At 57.6% G+C, this 18289-nt stretch carries 19 protein-coding genes; 13 read left to right on the plus strand and 6 right to left on the minus strand.

Features of this window, described 5'->3' with window-relative positions; genetic code table 11:
- Positions 1-1110 (minus strand): alkene reductase, encoded by a 1110-nt coding sequence (locus CE636_RS25980; protein WP_017898606.1) that lies wholly within the window; start codon positions 1108-1110, stop codon positions 1-3.
- Positions 1111-1210: 100 nt separating this feature from the next.
- Here CE636_RS25980 and CE636_RS25985 point away from each other — a divergent pair, with 100 nt between their 5' ends.
- From CE636_RS25985 to CE636_RS26020, 8 genes are all read left to right on the plus strand, one after another.
- The gene (locus CE636_RS25985; protein ID WP_017898605.1) at positions 1211-2119 is read left to right on the plus strand and encodes a LysR family transcriptional regulator; all 909 of its coding nucleotides are present in this window, start codon (positions 1211-1213) and stop codon (positions 2117-2119) included.
- A gap of 124 nt (positions 2120-2243) precedes the next feature.
- The gene (locus tag CE636_RS25990; protein WP_004203760.1) at positions 2244-3101 is read left to right on the plus strand and encodes a MurR/RpiR family transcriptional regulator; all 858 of its coding nucleotides are present in this window, start codon (positions 2244-2246) and stop codon (positions 3099-3101) included.
- Between the two features lie 128 nt (positions 3102-3229).
- Positions 3230-4558, plus strand: a complete 1329-nt coding sequence (locus tag CE636_RS25995; protein ID WP_017898604.1) for an aspartate aminotransferase family protein — start codon at positions 3230-3232, stop codon at positions 4556-4558.
- Positions 4555-5109, plus strand: a complete 555-nt coding sequence (locus CE636_RS26000) for a carboxymuconolactone decarboxylase family protein (RefSeq protein ID WP_017898603.1) — start codon at positions 4555-4557, stop codon at positions 5107-5109. Before CE636_RS25995 ends, CE636_RS26000 begins: the two co-directional genes overlap by 4 nt.
- 127 nt (positions 5110-5236) lie before the next feature.
- A complete protein-coding gene (glnH, locus tag CE636_RS26005; protein WP_017898602.1) occupies positions 5237-5989 on the plus strand; it encodes a glutamine ABC transporter substrate-binding protein GlnH in 753 nt (250 codons plus the stop codon).
- 51 nt (positions 5990-6040) lie between these two features.
- Complete coding sequence (gene glnP, locus CE636_RS26010) at positions 6041-6697, plus strand: glutamine ABC transporter permease GlnP (protein WP_004203767.1); 657 nt, start codon at positions 6041-6043, stop codon at positions 6695-6697.
- 2 nt (positions 6698-6699) lie between these two features.
- On the plus strand, positions 6700-7422 hold the full coding sequence (glnQ, locus tag CE636_RS26015; RefSeq protein ID WP_025999080.1) for a glutamine ABC transporter ATP-binding protein GlnQ: 723 nt from the start codon (positions 6700-6702) through the stop codon (positions 7420-7422).
- 21 nt (positions 7423-7443) lie between these two features.
- Complete coding sequence (locus tag CE636_RS26020) at positions 7444-8460, plus strand: acyl-CoA--6-aminopenicillanic acid acyl-transferase (RefSeq protein ID WP_025999079.1); 1017 nt, start codon at positions 7444-7446, stop codon at positions 8458-8460.
- Here CE636_RS26020 and CE636_RS26025 read toward each other — a convergent pair.
- Positions 8457-9647, minus strand: a complete 1191-nt coding sequence (locus CE636_RS26025; protein WP_017898599.1) for an MFS transporter — start codon at positions 9645-9647, stop codon at positions 8457-8459. The genes CE636_RS26020 and CE636_RS26025 overlap by 4 nt on opposite strands.
- Before the next feature lie 175 nt (positions 9648-9822).
- Between CE636_RS26025 and CE636_RS26030 the strand changes: the two genes are divergently transcribed.
- Positions 9823-10704, plus strand: a complete 882-nt coding sequence (locus CE636_RS26030) for a LysR family transcriptional regulator (RefSeq protein WP_017898598.1) — start codon at positions 9823-9825, stop codon at positions 10702-10704.
- A gap of 70 nt (positions 10705-10774) precedes the next feature.
- On the opposite strand, the gene CE636_RS29060 is transcribed toward CE636_RS26030, so the two are convergent.
- Positions 10775-10894: a hypothetical protein gene (locus CE636_RS29060; protein WP_032425956.1), complete on the minus strand. Its 120-nt coding sequence runs from the start codon at positions 10892-10894 to the stop codon at positions 10775-10777.
- Between the two features lie 67 nt (positions 10895-10961).
- Between CE636_RS29060 and CE636_RS26035 the strand changes: the two genes are divergently transcribed.
- Positions 10962-11273, plus strand: a complete 312-nt coding sequence (locus CE636_RS26035; protein WP_004203773.1) for a hypothetical protein — start codon at positions 10962-10964, stop codon at positions 11271-11273.
- A 246-nt stretch (positions 11274-11519) separates the two neighbouring features.
- A complete protein-coding gene (locus CE636_RS26040) occupies positions 11520-11960 on the plus strand; it encodes a VOC family protein (protein WP_004203774.1) in 441 nt (146 codons plus the stop codon).
- Positions 11961-12107: 147 nt separating this feature from the next.
- Here the strand turns inward: CE636_RS26040 and CE636_RS26045 are convergent, their stop codons facing one another.
- From CE636_RS26045 to yeaG, 3 genes are all read right to left on the minus strand, one after another.
- Positions 12108-12590 (minus strand): glutathione peroxidase, encoded by a 483-nt coding sequence (locus tag CE636_RS26045; RefSeq protein ID WP_004203776.1) that lies wholly within the window; start codon positions 12588-12590, stop codon positions 12108-12110.
- A 251-nt stretch (positions 12591-12841) separates the two neighbouring features.
- Positions 12842-14125, minus strand: coding sequence for a YeaH/YhbH family protein (locus CE636_RS26050; protein ID WP_012968476.1), 1284 nt, complete (start codon positions 14123-14125; stop codon positions 12842-12844).
- Between the two features lie 85 nt (positions 14126-14210).
- Positions 14211-16145 carry a protein kinase YeaG gene (gene yeaG, locus CE636_RS26055; protein WP_004203779.1) on the minus strand — a complete coding sequence of 645 codons (1935 nt, stop codon included), beginning with the start codon at positions 16143-16145 and terminating at the stop codon, positions 14211-14213.
- A gap of 416 nt (positions 16146-16561) precedes the next feature.
- Between yeaG and CE636_RS26060 the strand changes: the two genes are divergently transcribed.
- Both CE636_RS26060 and CE636_RS26065 read left to right on the plus strand, forming a co-directional pair.
- Entirely contained in the window at positions 16562-17308 is a 747-nt protein-coding gene (locus CE636_RS26060; protein ID WP_004203780.1) for a MipA/OmpV family protein, read from the plus strand.
- A gap of 91 nt (positions 17309-17399) precedes the next feature.
- On the plus strand, positions 17400-18254 hold the full coding sequence (locus CE636_RS26065) for an aldo/keto reductase (protein WP_025999078.1): 855 nt from the start codon (positions 17400-17402) through the stop codon (positions 18252-18254).
- Positions 18255-18289: the final 35 nt, after the last annotated feature.

Consider the following 18289-nt stretch of genomic DNA (forward strand, 5'->3'; position numbering starts at 1 on the left):
TCACTCTTTATGCTCCGTATAGAAGGGATAGTCGGTATAGCCCGCCTCCGTGCCGCCAAACAGCGTGCCGGGATCGCTGACGGTAGCCAGCGGCCAGCGATGCAGAAGCCGCTGCGGCAGGTCGGGATTAGCAATAAACGTCCGGCCGAAAGCCACGAGGTCGGCGAGACCGGCGTCAAGAATGCGCTCCGCCTTCTGCTGATCGTAATTCCCGGCCACGATCAGCGTGCCGCTGAAGGTCGCGCGCAGCGCGTCGCGGAAGTGTCGGGGAACGGCTGGGGCATCGTCCCAGTCCGCTTCCGCCAGATGGATAAAGGCGATGCCCTGCTGTTCGCACCAGGCCGCCAGGGCAAGGATGGCATCGATCACCTGCGGGTCATTCATCCCGCGCTGGGTAATGAAGGGGGAAAGGCGGATGCCCGTCCGCTCGCGGCCGATTGCGTCGCCGATGGCGGTCAGCACCTCCTGGGCAAAACGGATCCGGTTGTTCAGGCTGCCGCCGTACTCATCGGTACGCTGGTTGGCGGTCCGCCGCAGGAACTGGTCGATCAGATAGCCATTGCCGCCGTGTACTTCCACGCCGTCAAACCCCGCCGCGATCGCATTGCGCGCCGCCTGACGGTAATCGGCGACAATACGCTGGATATCCGACCGGGAGAGCGCCCGCGGGGGTGAACAGTCCACCATCTGGCCCCGGCCCTGCTCATCCACCACCCAGACCTGGGCGTCCGGCGCCAGCGCCGAGGGGGCCACGGGTTGACCATCCGCATGAAAACGGGCGTGCGACATGCGTCCCACGTGCCAGAGCTGAGAAAAAATAACGCCGCCGGCCTGATGTACGGCTCGGGTCGTCAACTGCCAGCCGGCAATCTGGTCTGCGGAATGCAGGCCGGGCGTCCAGGAATATCCCTGTCCCTCGGGAGATATTTGCGTCGCTTCCGTAACGATCAATCCCGCGCTGGCGCGCTGGCGGTAATACTCCGCCATCAGCGCGGAGGGGATATTTCCCGGCTGCAGCGCGCGCGCCCGGGTCATGGGAGCCATGACGATACGGTTTTTCAGCGGCAGCGTACCGATGCGATGACGATCAAAAAGTGAGAGCGTGTTCATAGTGGTGTCCCTTGCGAGTGGAATGGAAATCACTTTACAGTCGGGAGCTGATTTTGATAATTAGACGAAAAATAGATTCACTTTTCGGGATATACGAAAAATGGGCAAGCTGGAAGATATGGCGCTGCTGGTGGCAGTCGCCGAAGCGGGGGGACTCTCCGCCGCCGGTAGACGGTTGTCGCTTTCGCCGGCCACCATGACGGCCCGCCTGAAGGCGATGGAAGAGCGTTACCAGACCCGCCTGTTCCATCGCTCCACGCGCGCTATCACCCTGACCAACGCGGGGGAAGATTTTTATCATGCCGCGCGGCGCGTACTGGAGGAGGCGCGCCACGCCGAGTCGTTGCTGACGCAAAAAGAGGGCGTCCTGAGCGGCGATATTCGCCTTTCCGCCCCCTCCGACTTTGGCCGACAATACCTTAGCCCGGCCATCGTCGACTTTACCCGCCGTCACCCGGAAGTGACCTTTTCCGTCTACTTAGGCGAGCGCGTGGAGGATCTGGTCGCCAACCGGCTGGATATGAGCATTCGCGTCGGTAATCTGCCGGACAGCAGCCTGGCCATCCGCCACATCCGTCCTAACCACCGGGTGCTGGTGGCCTCGACGGCTTACCTTGCCGCCGGTGGAACGCCGGCTTCGCCCGAGGCGCTGCATCATCACCGCTGCCTGGCGCTGGAGCGGCACGGTGTGGTGATGAACGAGTGGCGCTTTGAGGAGGCGGGAAAAGAGCAGATCATCCGGGTGACGCCGGCGATGGTCTGCGACGATGGGGCGCTGCTGCGGCAGTGGGCGCTCAGCGGGTCGGGGATCGCCGGTAAATCATGGTGGGATGTGAAGAGGGATGTCGAGGAGGGGCGGCTTCAGGTGCTGTTTGCCGATCGCTTCACCGGATTTAGCCCCTTAGACCGCAAGGAGGTTGGGCTGCAGTTTGTCTTTCCCCAGCGAAAGCTGCAACCGCCGCAGGTGTCGGCGTTTATGGCGTTTTTTATCGACTGGCTGGAGAAGTGACGGGTAGGGCGGTTCGCCATGCTCAGGAGCGCAAAGGATGGCCCCCGGGTGTTAGACCAGCCTATAGAGTCTTGATCTCAAATATGATTAGATAGCTTTCACTTAAAACCAGTCAGTGGCTGCCATGAATCTCAGGGAAAAAATCATTAATGAATTCGGCGGGTTGTCGCCCGAGCTGCAACGCGCCGCCGAGTTCTCACTGCAAAATGCCAGTCAGCTGGTGGTGTTATCAATGCGTGCCTTCGCGGCGGAAGCCGGGGTAAAACCGGCGACGCTGCTGCGTCTGGCGCAGCGGCTGGGCTACCGCGGCTGGAGCGAGCTGAAAAGTGATTTCATTGACGATCTGGGGCTGCGCAATGATACATACGTATCAAAAGCGGAAAAAATGATGGCCCGCGGGACGCAAACGCAGCTGTATAAAGAGGTTTTTCAGGCGCATCAGGCGAATCTGACCTTTACGCAAAATGAAAATGCCCAGGAGATGGAGCAGGCGGTGACCTTGCTCGATAGCGCGGAGAATGTCTATATCTGCGGATTCCGCGCCAGCTTTCCGATCGCGTGGTCGCTGTTCTATGTCTATCGACTGTTTAACCGCCAGGTGTCATTGATCGATGGCCTGGCCAGCAATATCGAAGTTTTTACCCGCGAACTAACCGCCCGGGACTGCGTCTTACTCACCAGCTTTGCTCCCTATTCACGCGAATCACTGGATGTTTTACAGGCAGCCCGGCAGGCCGGGGCGAAGATCCTCGCCATTACCGACTCGCCGGTTTCCCCCTTAGCGCAGGCGGCAGACTGCACGCTGCTGTTCTCCATCGACAGTCCGTCATTTTTCCCTTCCGTGGTCTCCGGCATGGGCCTGGCGGAGTGCCTGCTGGCGATGCTGGTGGTGCGCCACGGTCGGGAGGCGGTGAGTAAAATTGAAAATGCCGAACGCTATCTTATTGAGTCTGGCGCCTACGTGATCCCCGGTAAGTCCTGATAAATGATTCAAATGTATCAATTATAAGAATAATGGATGCATTTATATCTTTAATTCGTTGACGTGATCCAAATGGATCCTGCAAGATACGCTCAATTCATGTAGCGGATTCAGGAGCAGAACCCAGTATGAGTCATGTCATTCACCGCAGCCTGCGTAGCACGCCGATGGTGGCTTCACGTGCGCAAGGGGCCTATATCTTTGATGCCCAGGGAAAACCGTATCTTGATGCCTGCGGCGGGGCGGCGGTTTCCTGCCTCGGACACGCGCATCCTGATGTGCTGGCGGCGATGCACCGCCAGATCGATCGGCTGGCCTATGCGCATACCAGCTTTTTCACCAGCGATGCCGTCGAGCAGCTTGCAGAACATCTCACCCGCACGGCGCCCGGCGAGCTTAACTACGCCTACTTTGTCTCGGGCGGTTCTGAGGCGGTAGAGACGGCGCTGAAGATGGCGCGGCAGTACTTTGTGGAGATCGGCCAGCCATCGCGCACCCGCTTTATCGCCCGTAAACAGAGCTATCACGGCAATACGCTGGGCGCGCTGGCGGTGGGGGGGAACGAATGGCGCCGTCGTCAGTTTGCTCCCTTATTAATGGATGTTATCCGCGTCTCCGCCTGCAATGAGTACCGCGATCGCCGGGCTGACGAGACCCAACAGCAATATACCGAGCGCCTGCTTAATGAGCTGGAGCAAGCCATCCTTGAGGCCGGCCCGGAAACGATCATCGGTTTCTGTGCCGAAACCGTGGTGGGGGCGACGACGGGAGCCACGCCGCCGACGCCGGGCTATCTGCAAGGGGTCCGCCGCCTGTGCGACAAATACGGCATCCTGTACATCGCGGATGAGGTGATGTGCGGTATGGGGCGGACCGGGACGCTGCATGCGTTTGAACAGGATGACGTGGTGCCCGATTTAGTGACCATCGCCAAAGGACTCGGCGGAGGCTATCAGCCGATTGGGGCGGTGCTGGCGAGTGAGACTATCGTCTCCGCGCTAAAGGCGGGCAGCGGGTTGTTCCAGCATGGTCACACTTACATTTGTCATGCCACCGCCGCGTCGGCAGCCCTGGCGGTGCAGCAAGTGATCGCGCGGGATAATTTGCTGGACGCCGTCAAACAGCAGGGCGCCTATCTGCACAAGGCGCTGCGCGAGGTGCTGGGGGAGTTACCGCATGTCGGTGATACGCGCGGACGCGGCCTGTTTGCGGGGGTCGAGCTGGTGCGTGATAAAGACGACAAAACGCCGTTCGATCCTTCCCTGAAGCTGCACGCTGCGATCAAAGCAAACTGCATGGCGCGTGGACTGATGGTCTATCCCATGGGCGGCACCATCGATGGCCAGTCTGGCGACCACATTCTGATTGCACCGCCGTTTATCATCACCCCGGCGCAGCTCGATTTTGTGGTCGATACCCTGAACTGCGTGATCCGTGAAGAGACGGGGAAATTATGAGCAATCGTTTACCGCCCCTGGCGGAACAGGAATGGGACGTTCAGCAGCGTCAGTTAGCGGAAGAGATTATCAACGGACCGCGCGGCGCCTTGCTGCCGCCCTTTGAACCGCTGCTGCGGAGCCCCGAGCTGATGGCCCATGCCCAGCGTATGGGGGAGTACCTGCGCTATCGCAGCGCGCTGGGCCAGCGTCTTTCTGAACTGGCGATTTTGCTGACCGCGCGGCACTGGTCGCAGCCGGTTGAGTGGGCGATCCATGCGCCGATAGCACGCGAGAAAGGGATTGCTGCCGCGGCGGTGCAGGCGATTAAGGAAAGGCGCCGGCCCGTGGATCTCCGGCCCGATGAGCAGACGGTCTATGACTTCTGTCAGCAGCTGCATCAACAGCAAAAGGTCAGCGATGAGACCTGGCAACAAGCCATTGAGTTATGGGGCGAGAAGGGCGTGGTGGATCTGATTGGAATAAACGGTTATTACAGTTTTCTCTCCATGGTGATGAACAGCGCCCAGACGCCAGCACCGGCTACCTCTGACTCTCTGTCTTCTGCATAAGTTATCGTTTTTATTCGGGCGCATAAAATTGCGCCCGGTATATCAGCTCTTGTTATTGGTTCTTCCGGCGAGATATTTCGCAGGGTGACGTTCGTTGTAGGCTATTTCACTGACGCTGAGGGTAATTATGAGTGGATTATTTAAGAAATTAAAGCTGACGCTGGCATTAGTTATTTGTTCAGCCAGTTTTGTTACAGCAGCAGAAGATAAAATAACGGTGGGTGTCGATACTGCCTTTGTTCCATTTGAATTTAAACAAGGCGATAAATATGTCGGCTTTGATATCGATCTGTGGGACGCGATTGCGAAGAAAATGCATATCAGCTACGAATTAAGGCCGATGGATTTCGGCGGCCTGATCCCCGGTCTGCAGTCGCGTAATCTGGACGTGGCGATGGCGGGAATAACGATTACCGATGCGCGCAAGCAGGTCGTGGACTTCAGTGAAGGATATTATAATGCTGACCTGTTAATAGCCGTGAAAAGTACCGACAATTCCATTGTTAAATTCAGTGATTTGACCGGGAAAAAAGTCGGCCTTAAGCAGGGGACGGCGGCAGCCAGCTTTATGAAAAGCAAATATAAAGCGAATTACATCGAGTTCCCGAATATCGATAACGCTTACCTTGACCTGCAGGCCGGTAATCTCGATGCCGTCGTTCATGATTCGCCGAATGTCCTTTACTACGTGAAGACGGCGGGTAATGGCAAGGTCAAATCCACTGGTGAGACGGACAGCATTCTGCCACAGCAGTATGGCTTTGCGATGCAGAAAAACAGCAGCCTGACGCCAAAAGTCAACCAGGCCCTGCAGGCCCTGCGCGCCGATGGTACCTACGACAAGATTTACGTAAAGTGGTTTGCTAAACAGCCGAAATAACCCTGCCAGGTCGGAGCGATCCGACCTCATATTTTCTTTACGGGTAGAAGCATGAATTTTGACAGTCGCTATATTTGGGATGCATTGCCGCTGCTGATGCAAGGCTTGCAGCTGACGCTAATTATTTCGTTATCAGGTTTGTTAGGTGGATTAATCATTGGTTTGCTGGCCGGGACCTGCCGCGCATTAGGTGGGACAATATCCAAAACGGTATCGCTGGTGTTTGTGGAATTAATCCGCGGGACGCCAATTATGGTGCAGGTGATGTTTATTTACTTCGCCCTGCCGATGGTGTTGCCGGTGCGTATTGACCCGGTTCCTGCCGCCATTATCACCATTGTGATTAACTCCGGGGCTTATATAGCGGAGATCACCCGGGGCGCGATTCTGTCGATCAATAAAGGATTTAAAGAAGCCAGCCTGGCGATGGGATTATCGCCGCGCAGCACCCTGTGGCATGTCATTATGCCGCTGGCTTTTCGGCGGATGATCCCGGCATTAGGCAATCAATGGATTATCAGTATTAAAGATACGTCGCTGTTTATTGTGATTGGCGTGGCAGAATTAACCCGTCAGGGACAAGAGATTATTGCCGGCAACTTTCGGGCGCTGGAGGTGTGGACGGCGGTGGCGATGATTTATCTGTTTTTGACATTGTGCCTGAGCTTCCTGCTAAAACAAGTTGAGAAAAGGATCCATATTTTATGAGCATGGTTGAATTTAGCGCGGTGGCGAAAAACTTCGGCGCCACTCAGGTGCTGCACGATATCAATTTAAAGATTGAAGCGGGCGAGGTGGTGGTGATCATCGGTCCTTCCGGCTCGGGAAAATCGACCCTGCTGCGTTGTATTAACAAGCTGGAAGAGATCTCCTCGGGCACGCTGCTGGTGGCGGGCATGCATATTACGGATCCGCACGCGAATGAGTGTGATATTCGCCGCGAAGCCGGTATGGTGTTTCAACAGTTTCATTTGTTCCCGCATCTGACCGCCCTGGAGAATGTCATGTTCGGTCCGCTTCGCGTGCGCAAGCAGAGCAAGGCCACAGCGCGGGAGCAGGCGCTGGCGTTGCTGGATCGCGTGGGGCTGCGTGAACGCGCTAACCACTATCCTGCCGAGCTCTCGGGCGGTCAGCAGCAGCGCGTGGCGATAGCTCGCGCCCTGGCGGTGAAACCCAAAATGATGTTATTTGATGAGCCAACATCCGCCCTTGATCCTGAACTGCGGCATGAGGTGTTAAAGGTCATGCGCTCGCTGGCCGAAGAGGGCATGACGATGGTGATTGTGACCCATGAGATTGGTTTTGCCAGAGAGGTGGCTTCCCGGTTGATTTTTATTGATGGCGGCACTATTGCCGAAGATGGTTCACCTGAGGTGCTGCTCACGGCCAGCAGCAATCCGCGTCTGCAAGAGTTTTTGCAACACGTATCCTGAATATAAGTGAATAATGACAATATGAAAACAATCGCAATCCGAGGTTCCGCTTTTGCGGTCGGTCAGCAGCTTGGCGCGTTTGGTCGTGAGGCCTGGCAGACAAAAATCAGGCAAACGGCGCTGTGGCAAACGGTGGCCGCCCTGAAAACGACGGAACAGACCCAGCGCATGCGCGCAGCCGTGCAGGCTCAGTTCCCGCTGATCTGGCAGGAGCTGGAGGGCATGGCGGAGGGGCTGCAGGCGCCGGTGGATGAGGTGTTCGCCTGGAACTGTCGCGGCGATCTGGTGCGTTCGACGTCGGATGGCTGCACCACCCTGGCGGGGAGAAGCGCAGAGGGCGAGTTGATCATTGCGCACAATGAAGACGGCTTCCCGCAGCTGCGTGAAGACTGCGCCATCGTCAGCATAACCCCGGACGTGGGCCTCGCCTTTACCAGCTTCGCCTATCCCGGCTCCCTGTGCGGACATACCTTCGCAGTAAATGAGAAGGGGATAGTCAATACGGTCAACAATATTCGCGCCGTGCATCGTCCGGACGGGATGCCGCGCCAGATTCTGGCCCGTGCCTCGCTGAACGCCACCACCTTAGAGGAAGCCGTCACTCTGCTGAGCGCCACGCCGCGCGCGGGCGCGTTTCACCACACCCTGGGCCAGATGGGCGATAGCCGTCTGTTTAGCGTGGAAGCCACCGGCTCCGGCAGCTCGGTGCTCGCGTTGTCCGCCACCAGCGGGCATGCCAACCATCTGATCCATCCCCAGCTTGCGGCCATTGAACAGATCGTGACCGGCAGCTCCGGCTCGCGCCAGCGGCGCCTGGACGCGTGGCTGGCGACGGACCCGCCGCTGGATGGCGTGACAGCGAAAGCGATGCTCTCCGACCAGCAGGATCCGTTGTTACCGATTTACCGGCTGTCTCCCGACGATCCGGATGAGGAAAATACGCTGGCGACGGCCATTTTTACCTTGAGCGCGACCCGCGTCGTGTGGCAGGTCTTCACGCTGGACCGTGAAAACGCGGTTTTACAGGGCAGCGTTTAGCGGCCCGAGGGCGCTTTCAGCAGAGCGATCAGCAGCGTACTGCCCACCATGGTCCCCGCCGCCAGCCACACCATTCCCGACAGGCCAGCTGAGGCGATCAGCTGGCCGCCGACAAGCGCCCCGGTGCCGATGGCGGCATTAAAAATGGCCACGTAAATGGCTGACGCTGGCTGGGCGACCGCGCCCGCGCTGCGCAGTAGCCAGGTCTGTAAGCCGACGAACACAATCGCGATGCCGGCGCCCCACAGGGCTAACAGTAGCCCGCTAAAACAGAATGGCAGTGGCGCAAAACGGGCGGAGCCAAGGATCGCCAGCGCGCCCCCGCTCAGCAGCAGCGCAGCGAAAATCAGCCCCTTCAGATGACGATCGATGAGCTTCCCCGCGATAACGTTACCCAGCAGCCCGGAAACCCCTGACAGCAGCAGCAGGCCGGAGAGGGCGGTCGTCGGGACTCCCTGCAGATTTATCAGCAGCGGTTCAATGTAGGTGAAGGCGGCAAAGTGAGCGGTAATGATGCATGCCGTGGCGCCATACAGGCCACCGAGCAGCGGATTGCGGAAAATATCACGATAAACGCGCAGCCTGACGGGGGCTGGGGCGGCCAGCGCGGGCAGCGTCGAGCACAGCACCGCAGCGGCGGCCAGTGACAGCAAGGCCATCGCCATAAACGCGTATCGCCAGCCCGCCAGGGTGGCGATAAAGCTCGCCAGCGGCACCCCCACTACGCTTGCCGCCGACACGCCGCCAAAAATGATCGCCGTGGCCAGCCCCAGCCGGTGCGGCGGCACCATCTGCGCGGCGACGATGCCAATTAAGGCCCAGAAGGCGCCATGCGCCAGGGCACCAATCATGCGGGCGCTCATCAGGGCGAACATCGAATAAGATCGGGTTGCGGCGAGGCAGGAAAGCGCGAGGATCAGCATCAGCCCGACCAGCAGCGCCTTGCGGGAAATACGCGCCGGCATTGCGCCGGAAAGCAGAGCCGCCAGGGCGCCCACCCAGCCATAGGCGGTGACGGCGAGACCCATGCCAGATTCAGTCTGGTGAAAATCCGCCGCCAGGGCGCTGAGCATGCCCACCGGCGCCAGTTCGCTGGTGACGATTGAAAAGGCGCAGATCCCGAGTGCAACGACGGCTATCCAGACGCGCGCCGGCGCCGGGTGGAGGGGTAAAGCAATCTCTTTCATATCAGGCGTATCCTTAGGAAAGGAGCGTTCCGCGCGGTACACGGACGTTCAGGTGAGGAGAGAGCAGGCGACCGGATGGCCTGGTTGTCTCCGCGAGTGGCGTGCAGTATCATCCCTGCGAAACTGATAAAAAATAGCGGAAAACGGAGAGTCGTTTTCCATAAATGGAAAACAGATGACCGCAGAATTTAACTGGGATGATGCGCGCATATTCCTCGCCATCGCCCGGGCGGGAACGCTGAGCGGCGCCGCCGACAAGATGAACATGGGGATAGCCACGGTCTCCCGCCGGCTGGATCGGCTGGAGCAGGCGTTGAACGTTCCGCTCTTCAGCCGCCATCAGAGCGGCTATCGCCTGACCGATGATGGCGAAGCCCTGCTCGCGCGGGCCGAGGCGCTGGAATACGCAGGCCTGGCGTTTGGCGAAGCGGCGCAACTGCAGGGGCATGTCGCCGGGGTTGTCCGCCTGGCCACCTCGGATAACCTGGCCACGCATTTTATTCTGCCCTCCCTGAAAGGGCTCCTGGACCATTATCCCGAGCTGCGGGTGGAGGTGCTGAGCGGCGTGCAGCCGGTGAACCTGCACCGTCGGGATGCCGATCTGGCGATCCGCATGGTCAAGCCTGAGGCCGGGCATTTGACGTTAAAGCGACTGGGGACGGTGGGGTTTGGCGTCTATGGCGCCGCCGGCTATCTGGCCGGTGCGGACGGCCTGTCGCTGAGCGAGGCGGACTTTGTGGGGTGGCCGGAAACTCACCAGCACCTGCCGGCCGCCCAATGGATCGCGCGCACCCTGCGCGGCCGGCCGTGTAAAGTCGAAGCCAATACGCTCGTGGCCCAGGTTTCCGCGGTATCCGCGGGCCTCGGACTGGGCGTTCTGCCGCACTTTATGGCACGGGCCAGCGGCCTGCAGTGCCTGCAGCCGGAGATCGGCGCGGATCAGACTCTCTGGCTGGTGATGCATTCCGACCTGGCCGGGTCCAGACGCGTGCGGGTTATCGCCGACCATCTCATCACCCTCTTTGCGGCCCATCAAGATCGGCTGGCGATGCCCTGAAGGGGCGCGGCTTGGGCGTGTAGCGATACGACTGCCCGAGGCTGACGAGCCACGATTTTTTCCGCGCCAGCTAACAGCGATACTCGCCGCGCAATATTCGGCCCAATGCTGCTCCGCAGTCAAAAATAGTGCAGAGTGAGAGGATATCCCCGTCCGGCAAAATAATTTTGTGTTGTGGCCAGCGCCGCATTGTTGCGCTCCCCCAGAAATGCCTGTCGATGTTAGGGTGAGATGTTTATCACCACAGGAGAATGCAAATGATTGTCAGGACCTGGCACGGCTGTGTGCCATTGCAGCATGCTGAGGGGTTTGCCCGCCACCTCGAGCGGACCGGCGTGGAACACGCTCAGAGCATCGCCGGCAACAGAGGCGCCCTGGTGCGCCGGGAAAACCAGGGCGAATGGGCGCATTTCTTTCTCGCCACCTACTGGCAGGATCTCGCGGCGGTCAAAGCCTTCGCAGGCGAAGACTATCACGTCGCGGTCACCTATCCGGACGATGAAGTATTCGAACTCCTCTCCGACCCCTACGTGTTTCAGCATGAAGTTGAGGCCGTGTCGCCGCTGTAGACTGATGACCGGGCAGGTGGAAGATCGGCCAGCAACAGACGGTTGCTGGCCGCGTGAGATCGACTGACGTCACCGGTTAATTAACCCTGGACCGCTCAACTGCGCCAGCGTTTAACAGGTCGGGCTATGTCGAAACCGCCGATGCTCAGACGGCAAACGGCGTCAGGCGCATCAGAGGAAATCGTTTATTGTTACGTTAAGAGGTATCCTGCCTGTTCTGGGAAACGGCAAAGAGGATGTCATAAGATGCTGGCTTATATCACGATAGGTACCAATGATTTTCAGCGCTCAGTAGATTTTTATGACGCTATTTTTAATGTTCTTGGCTACTCACGTCTGCCTGCCTGGACAGACAGCTGGGCAATGTGGGGAGATAAAAATAATCCGGATAAGGCGTTCAGCTTTTGTATTTGCCCTCCTTTTGACGGACATTCCGCAACCGCGGGAAACGGGACAATGTTTGCATTCCAGGCTGATAACGCAGAGATTGTCAGACAGTTCCATGCCGCAGGCCTTCTTGCAGGAGGGCAAAATGAAGGCGCACCGGGCACACGCCCCGCCTATGGCCCCGACTTTTATGTGGCCTACCTGCGCGATCCTGACGGGAATAAGCTGGCATGCGTTTGTCAGCATTATTCTCCCGCAACTGATAAGTTCGTCAACCAGAAACAGGCGCTTCGCATATAGCATCTTACGGTTTTGCGCGTTTACAGCCCCTGACGTGAAATAGGGCGTTCCGGCGACAGCTGGCGCGGTCGGCTACAGGCCAGGAACCAACATCTATCTTGTATGGGCAGACAGCCACCGTTGGGTGAACGTGGAATGACTGCACACTCAGCGCTTGAGGGCGGCAACAATGGAAGCCTCCATTTTCTCCGGTGTCGTGAACGGCGCAAAACGCGTGAGGGGTGTGCCGTCGCGACCGATGAGGAACTTGGTGAAATTCCACTTGATCCGTCCGCCGAGCACGCCGGGCAACGCTTGTTTCAAATAACGAAACAGCGGGTGTGCAGCGGGGCCGTTGACGTCCACTTTCGCAAACATCGGGAAGCTCACGCCGTAGTTAACGTGACAGGTCTGCTCGATTTCATCCGCACCGCCGGGTTCCTGCTTGCCAAACTGGTTGCACGGAAAACCAAGCACCACCAGCCCCTGAGCCGCGTACTTTTTGTAGAGCGCTTCCAGGCCAGCATACTGTGACGTGAAGCCACAATGGCTGGCCGTATTCACCACCAGAACCACCTTGCCAGCATAGTCAGCCATGGAGAGAGGTTGGCCGCGCAGGCGGGTGGCGGTCAATTGATAAAAAGGGGTCATAGCAGGCTCCTGAGAGTGGAAACAGTGCAACGCTGACGATCGCGTGAATGTTTGAAGCAGATTAGGCAGTTATAATACACAGGGTTAGGGATTTGTACCTGGAATGTACAACATGGGGGAAAGAAGCATTTTGCGATGAGGCAGCTGCATCTATTCTGCACAAAAAATGGGCGTATTGATTAATAGAGAAATAAAAGCATTTAAAAAATAAATCAGCCAGCAGGTGACGCTAACTGGCTGATTTTATTTAACTACGCTTCACTTTTAGAGGACTGCTTGTGAAACAGTTCGCGGAATACCGGGTAGATATCCTCCTGGTCGCGAATATGCTGCATGGCGAAATTATCAAAGGTCGCCTGCAGGTGTTCATACTCGCGCCACAGGGTCTGGTGCGCCCGGCGGGTAATTTCGATATAGCTGTAATAACGCACCACCGGCAGAATTTTCTTCGCCAGCAGTTCGTGGCACAGTGGGGAGTCATCGGCCCAGTTGTCGCCATCCGACGCCTGGGCGGCGTAGATGTTCCACTGCGCCGGGTCATAACGCGCCTGCACCACCTCATCCATCAGCTTGAGGGCGCTGGAAACGATGGTGCCGCCGGTTTCCTGAGAATAGAAGAATTCGTGTTCATCCACCTCTTTCGCCTGGGTATGGTGGCGGATATAGACCACATCGACGTTTTTATAGGTCCGGCTGAGGAACAAATACAGCAGGATATAAAAGCGCTTGGCCATGTCTTTGGTGGCCTGGTCCATCGAGCCTGAGACGTCCATCAGGCAGAACATTACCGCCTGGCTGGAGGGCTCCGGCCGTTTTTCGTAATTTTTGTAGCGTAAGTCAAAGGTGTCGATAAACGGCACCCGTTCAATTTTAGCCCGCAGCTCGGCAATCTCTTTGCGCAGGCGCTCCTCCTCCAGCAGCTGCACCGGCTCGCTGCGGCTGATGGTCTCCAGGTCCTCCTCCAGAGCGCGCAGTTCACGGCGCTTGCCGGCGGTCATCGCAGTCCGACGGGCCAGCGAGTTCTGCAGCGAACGCACCACGCTGATGTTGGCCGGCACCCCGTTAGAGGTAAAACCCGCGCGATGGGTTTTAAACTCGTTTAGCTGCCGGTGCTGATTTTTCTTCAGGTTCGGCAGGGCGAGATCTTCAAACAGCAGATCCAGGTACTCATCTTTTGAAATCTGGAAGACAAACTCATCCTTCCCTTCGCCATCGGCGCTGGCTTGCCCCTGACCGCCGCCACCGCCGCCGCCGCCCCCTTGCGGGCGTTCGATCCGATCGTTTTGCACGAAATGGTCATTGCCCGGGTGGACGCGGTTGCGTAGTCCGCCGCGACCCTGATGAAACATCGGCTCGTTGATATCGTCCGTCGGGATCGAGACGGATTCTCCGCTCTCAATATCGGTCACCGAGCGCTTGTTGATGGCCTCGGAGATTGATTGTTTAATCTGCGCCTTATAACGGCGCAAAAAGCGCTGACGATTGACGGCGCTTTTGTTTTTCCCGTTCAGGCGTCGGTCTATGAACCAGGTCATATGCCCTCCTGTACTGCATTAGCCAACTTTACTTATCATCATTCAGCTGCAGTTGACCCGGCGGCGCACCGCCGGGCTGGACGCATCAGGACGATTTACGAACCCGCAGGTACCACTCGCACAGCAGGCGAACCTGTTTGCGGGTGTAGCCTTTCTCCATCATGCGGTCGACAAAGTCGTCGTGTTTTTTCTGCTCATCGGTTGAGGTTTTGGCGTTAAACGAAATGACCGGCAACAGCTCTTCGGTATTGGAGAACATTTTCTTCTCAATAACCGTGCGCAGTTTCTCATAGCTGGTCCAGTTCGGATTACGTCCGCTGTTGTTGGCTCTGGCGCGCAGCACAAAGTTGACGATTTCATTACGGAAGTCTTTCGGGTTGCTGATCCCGGCCGGCTTCTCAATTTTCTCCAGCTCGGCATTCAACGATTCACGGTCAAACAGCTGCCCGGTGTCCGGATCGCGATATTCCTGATCCTGGATCCAGAAGTCAGCGTAGGTGACATAGCGATCGAAAATGTTCTGCCCATACTCGGAGTAGGATTCCAGATAGGCGGTCTGGATCTCTTTGCCGATAAACTCGGCGTATTTCGGGATCAGATAGCCTTTGAGGAACTCCAGATAGCGCTCGGCCTGCTCCTGCGGGAACTGTTCGCGCTCAATCTGCTGCTCCAGGACATAGAACAGATGCACCGGGTTGGCCGCCACTTCAACATGGTCGAAGTTAAACACCCTTGAGAGGATCTTAAAGGCGAAGCGGGTGGAGAGCCCGTTCATCCCTTCATCCACCCCGGCATAGTCGCGATACTCCTGATAGGATTTCGCTTTCGGGTCGGTATCTTTCAGGCTCTCGCCGTCATAGACCCGCATTTTCGAGTAGATACTCGAGTTTTCCGGCTCTTTCAGGCGCGACAGAATCGAGAAGCGCGCCAGCGTTTCCAGAGTGCCCGGGGCGCATGGCGCATGAGTCAACTCGCTGCTGTTGAGCAGTTTTTCATAGATACGGATCTCTTCGGAGATCCGCAGGCAATAAGGCACTTTGACGATATAGACGCGGTCGAGGAAGGCCTCATTGTTTTTGTTATTACGGAAGGTCACCCATTCCGATTCGTTAGAGTGGGCAAGGATGATCCCGTTAAACGGCAGGGCGGAGATCCCTTCGGTCCCGTTGTAGTTACCCTCCTGGGTCGCGGTCAGCAGCGGATGCAGCACCTTGATCGGCGCTTTAAACATCTCGACGAACTCCATGATCCCCTGGTTGGCGCGGCACAGCGCACCGGAGTAGCCGTAGGCGTCCGGGTCGTTCTGCGCATAGTGTTCCAGCTTGCGGATATCCACTTTACCCACCAGCGCCGAAATATCCTGGTTGTTTTCATCGCCCGGTTCGGTTTTGGCGATGGCGACCTGTTCGAGAATCGATGGCCAGACTTTGACCACGCGGAATTTCGTGATATCGCCGCCAAACTCATGCAGGCGTTTGGCCGCCCATGGCGACATAATAGTGCCGAGATAGCGGGTAGGGACGCCATACTCTTTCTGAAGGATCTGCGCATCCTCCTGGGGATTGAACAGGCACAGCGGGTGATCGTTAACCGGGCTGCGCTCGCCGTTGGCGCTCAGCACATAGATAGGCACGCGCTGCATCAGGGCTTTCAGCCGTTCAGCCAGCGATGATTTACCCCCGCCCACCGGTCCCAGCAGATAGAGGATCTGTTTCTTCTCTTCCAGCCCCTGGGCGGCATGCTTGAGGTAGGAAACGATCTGCTCAATGGCGTCTTCCATACCGTAAAACTCTTCAAACGCCGGATAGCGTGCGATAACCCGGTTTGAAAAGAGACGGGATAGCCGCGGCTCGAGAGCCGTATCAACCATGACGGGTTCACCAATGGCCATCAACAGACGTTCTGCCGCATTGGCATAGGCACTGCGATCTTGCCGGCAGATGGTAAGAAACTCCTGCAGTGTGAACTCTTCGTCCTTGGCAGCTTCATAGCGCTGGCGATAGTGATCGAATATATTCATGGCATGCCGTCCTTTCGTTTTTTAGCACAGGTTGAGAGCCGTTCATATGAATAGTGGGGGCCCCCGGAAGACATAAGCTGAACATCGCTCTCCTGGTATCCAGCAACCCTTATGCCAGGTTGCGGGTGGGGTAGCGTGAATGTGCCCTGCAATTACACCTTCTAAATTTAAGCGTAGATGCATTTAGAAATCTTGCATGACGCAGAAAATCAATTTCAATGACATATCAATAACTCATCCTGAAAAAGACGCTTTTTGCTTCGCCGGGACGTGAAGCTGTCATCGGGCTGTCACCAGATGGTAAGAGAAGGGTGGGAAAGTGAACGATTTGTGTCATATCGGGTAAAGAATTTGAGGCATGAGACCTACGACGGTAAACTGCACGGGCTGATTATTTGACAACGGGAATATGGATTGTGACTAAAATCAAACTTCTGGCACTCGGCGTGCTGATTGCGACCTCCGCCAGCGCGGCGCATGCCGATGGGAAGTTCACGCTTGGCGCTGGCGTCGGCATCGTTGAGCATCCGTACAAGCAGTATGATGCGGATGTGTATCCGGTGCCGGTCATTAGTTATGAGAGCGATAACTTCTGGTTCCACGGTCTGGGTGGGGGTTACTACCTGTGGAATGACACCAATGATAAGCTGTCGATAACGGCTTACTGGTCGCCGATGTACTTCAAGCCGGGCGACAGCGATAGCGAACAAATGCGTCGCCTGGATAAACGTAAATCAACCGTGATGGCCGGTCTTTCTTATGTCCACAACACGCCCTATGGTTTCCTGCGCACGACGATTGCCGGCGATACGCTGGATAACAGCAACGGCATCAACTGGGATCTCGCCTGGCTGTACCGCTACACCAACGGGAACCTGACGCTGACGCCGGGCATCGGCGTGGAGTGGAACAGCGACAATCAGAACGAATACTATTATGGTGTCTCGCAGCATGAGTCCCGTCGCAGCGGCATGCGCAGCTACGATCCGGACAGCAGCTGGAACCCGTATCTGGAGCTGTCGGCCAACTATCGCTTCCTCGGCGACTGGAGCGTATACGGTATTGCGCGCTACACCCGTCTGTCGGATGAAATTACCGATAGCCCGATGGTGGACAAATCCTGGAGCGGTCTGATCTCAACCGGGATCACTTACACCTTCTGATTGTGCATTATTACAGTGCGCTTTATGCATCAAAACAGGGCTTCGTGCCCTGTTTTGCTTTATGGTGGTGCAGGGCGCTAAGGAGGAGACGATGGTGAAAAAAACAGTATGCTTTGGCGAGCAGGCGGCAGTTCCGGCCATCGGGCTGGGGACCTGGTATATGGGCGAGAACGCGGCGCAGCGTCAGCAGGAGGTGGCTGCACTGCGCGCGGGCATCGACCATGGCCTGACGGTAATCGATACCGCTGAGATGTATGCCGACGGCGGGGCGGAGGAGGTGGTGGGCCAGGCGGTCCGCGGCCTGCGCGACCGGGTGGTGCTGGTCTCCAAAGTCTATCCCTGGCACGCCGGCGGCGCGGCGATGCGCCGCGCCTGTGAAAACAGTCTACGCCGGCTGCAGACCGACTATCTGGATATGTATCTCCTGCACTGGCGGGGCGATATCCCGCTAGAGGAGACGGTCGAGGCGATGGCAAGGCTGGTGGCCGAGGGTAAAATCCGCCGCTGGGGCGTCTCCAATCTGGACACCGACGATATGCAGGCGCTGTGGCGCACGGCGGGTGGCGAACGCTGCGCCACCAATCAGGTGCTCTATCATCTCGCGTCGCGGGGCATTGAATACGATCTCCTGCCCTGGTGCCAGCAGCACACCCTGCCGGTGATGGCCTATTGTCCGCTGGCCCAGGCGGGGCGCTTACGTGATGGACTTTTTCAGCATACCGATATCATCAAAATGGCTAACGAGCGGGGCGTGACGGTGGCGCAGCTGCTGCTGGCCTGGGTGATTCGTCATCCGGGAATGCTGGCGATCCCGAAAGCGGCCAGTATTGAACATGTGGTGCAGAATGCCGCCGCGCTTGATCTCGTTCTCAGCCCGCAAGAGCTTGCGCAGCTGGACCGCCTCTATCCACCGCCGCCGCGGAAAACCCGGTTGGATATGGTTTAACCCACAGCGCATCCTGGTGGAGAAGAGAAAAAGCC

It is taken from the genome of Klebsiella sp. LY (assembly GCF_004010915.1).
Taxonomy (GTDB): domain Bacteria; phylum Pseudomonadota; class Gammaproteobacteria; order Enterobacterales; family Enterobacteriaceae; genus Klebsiella; species Klebsiella quasipneumoniae.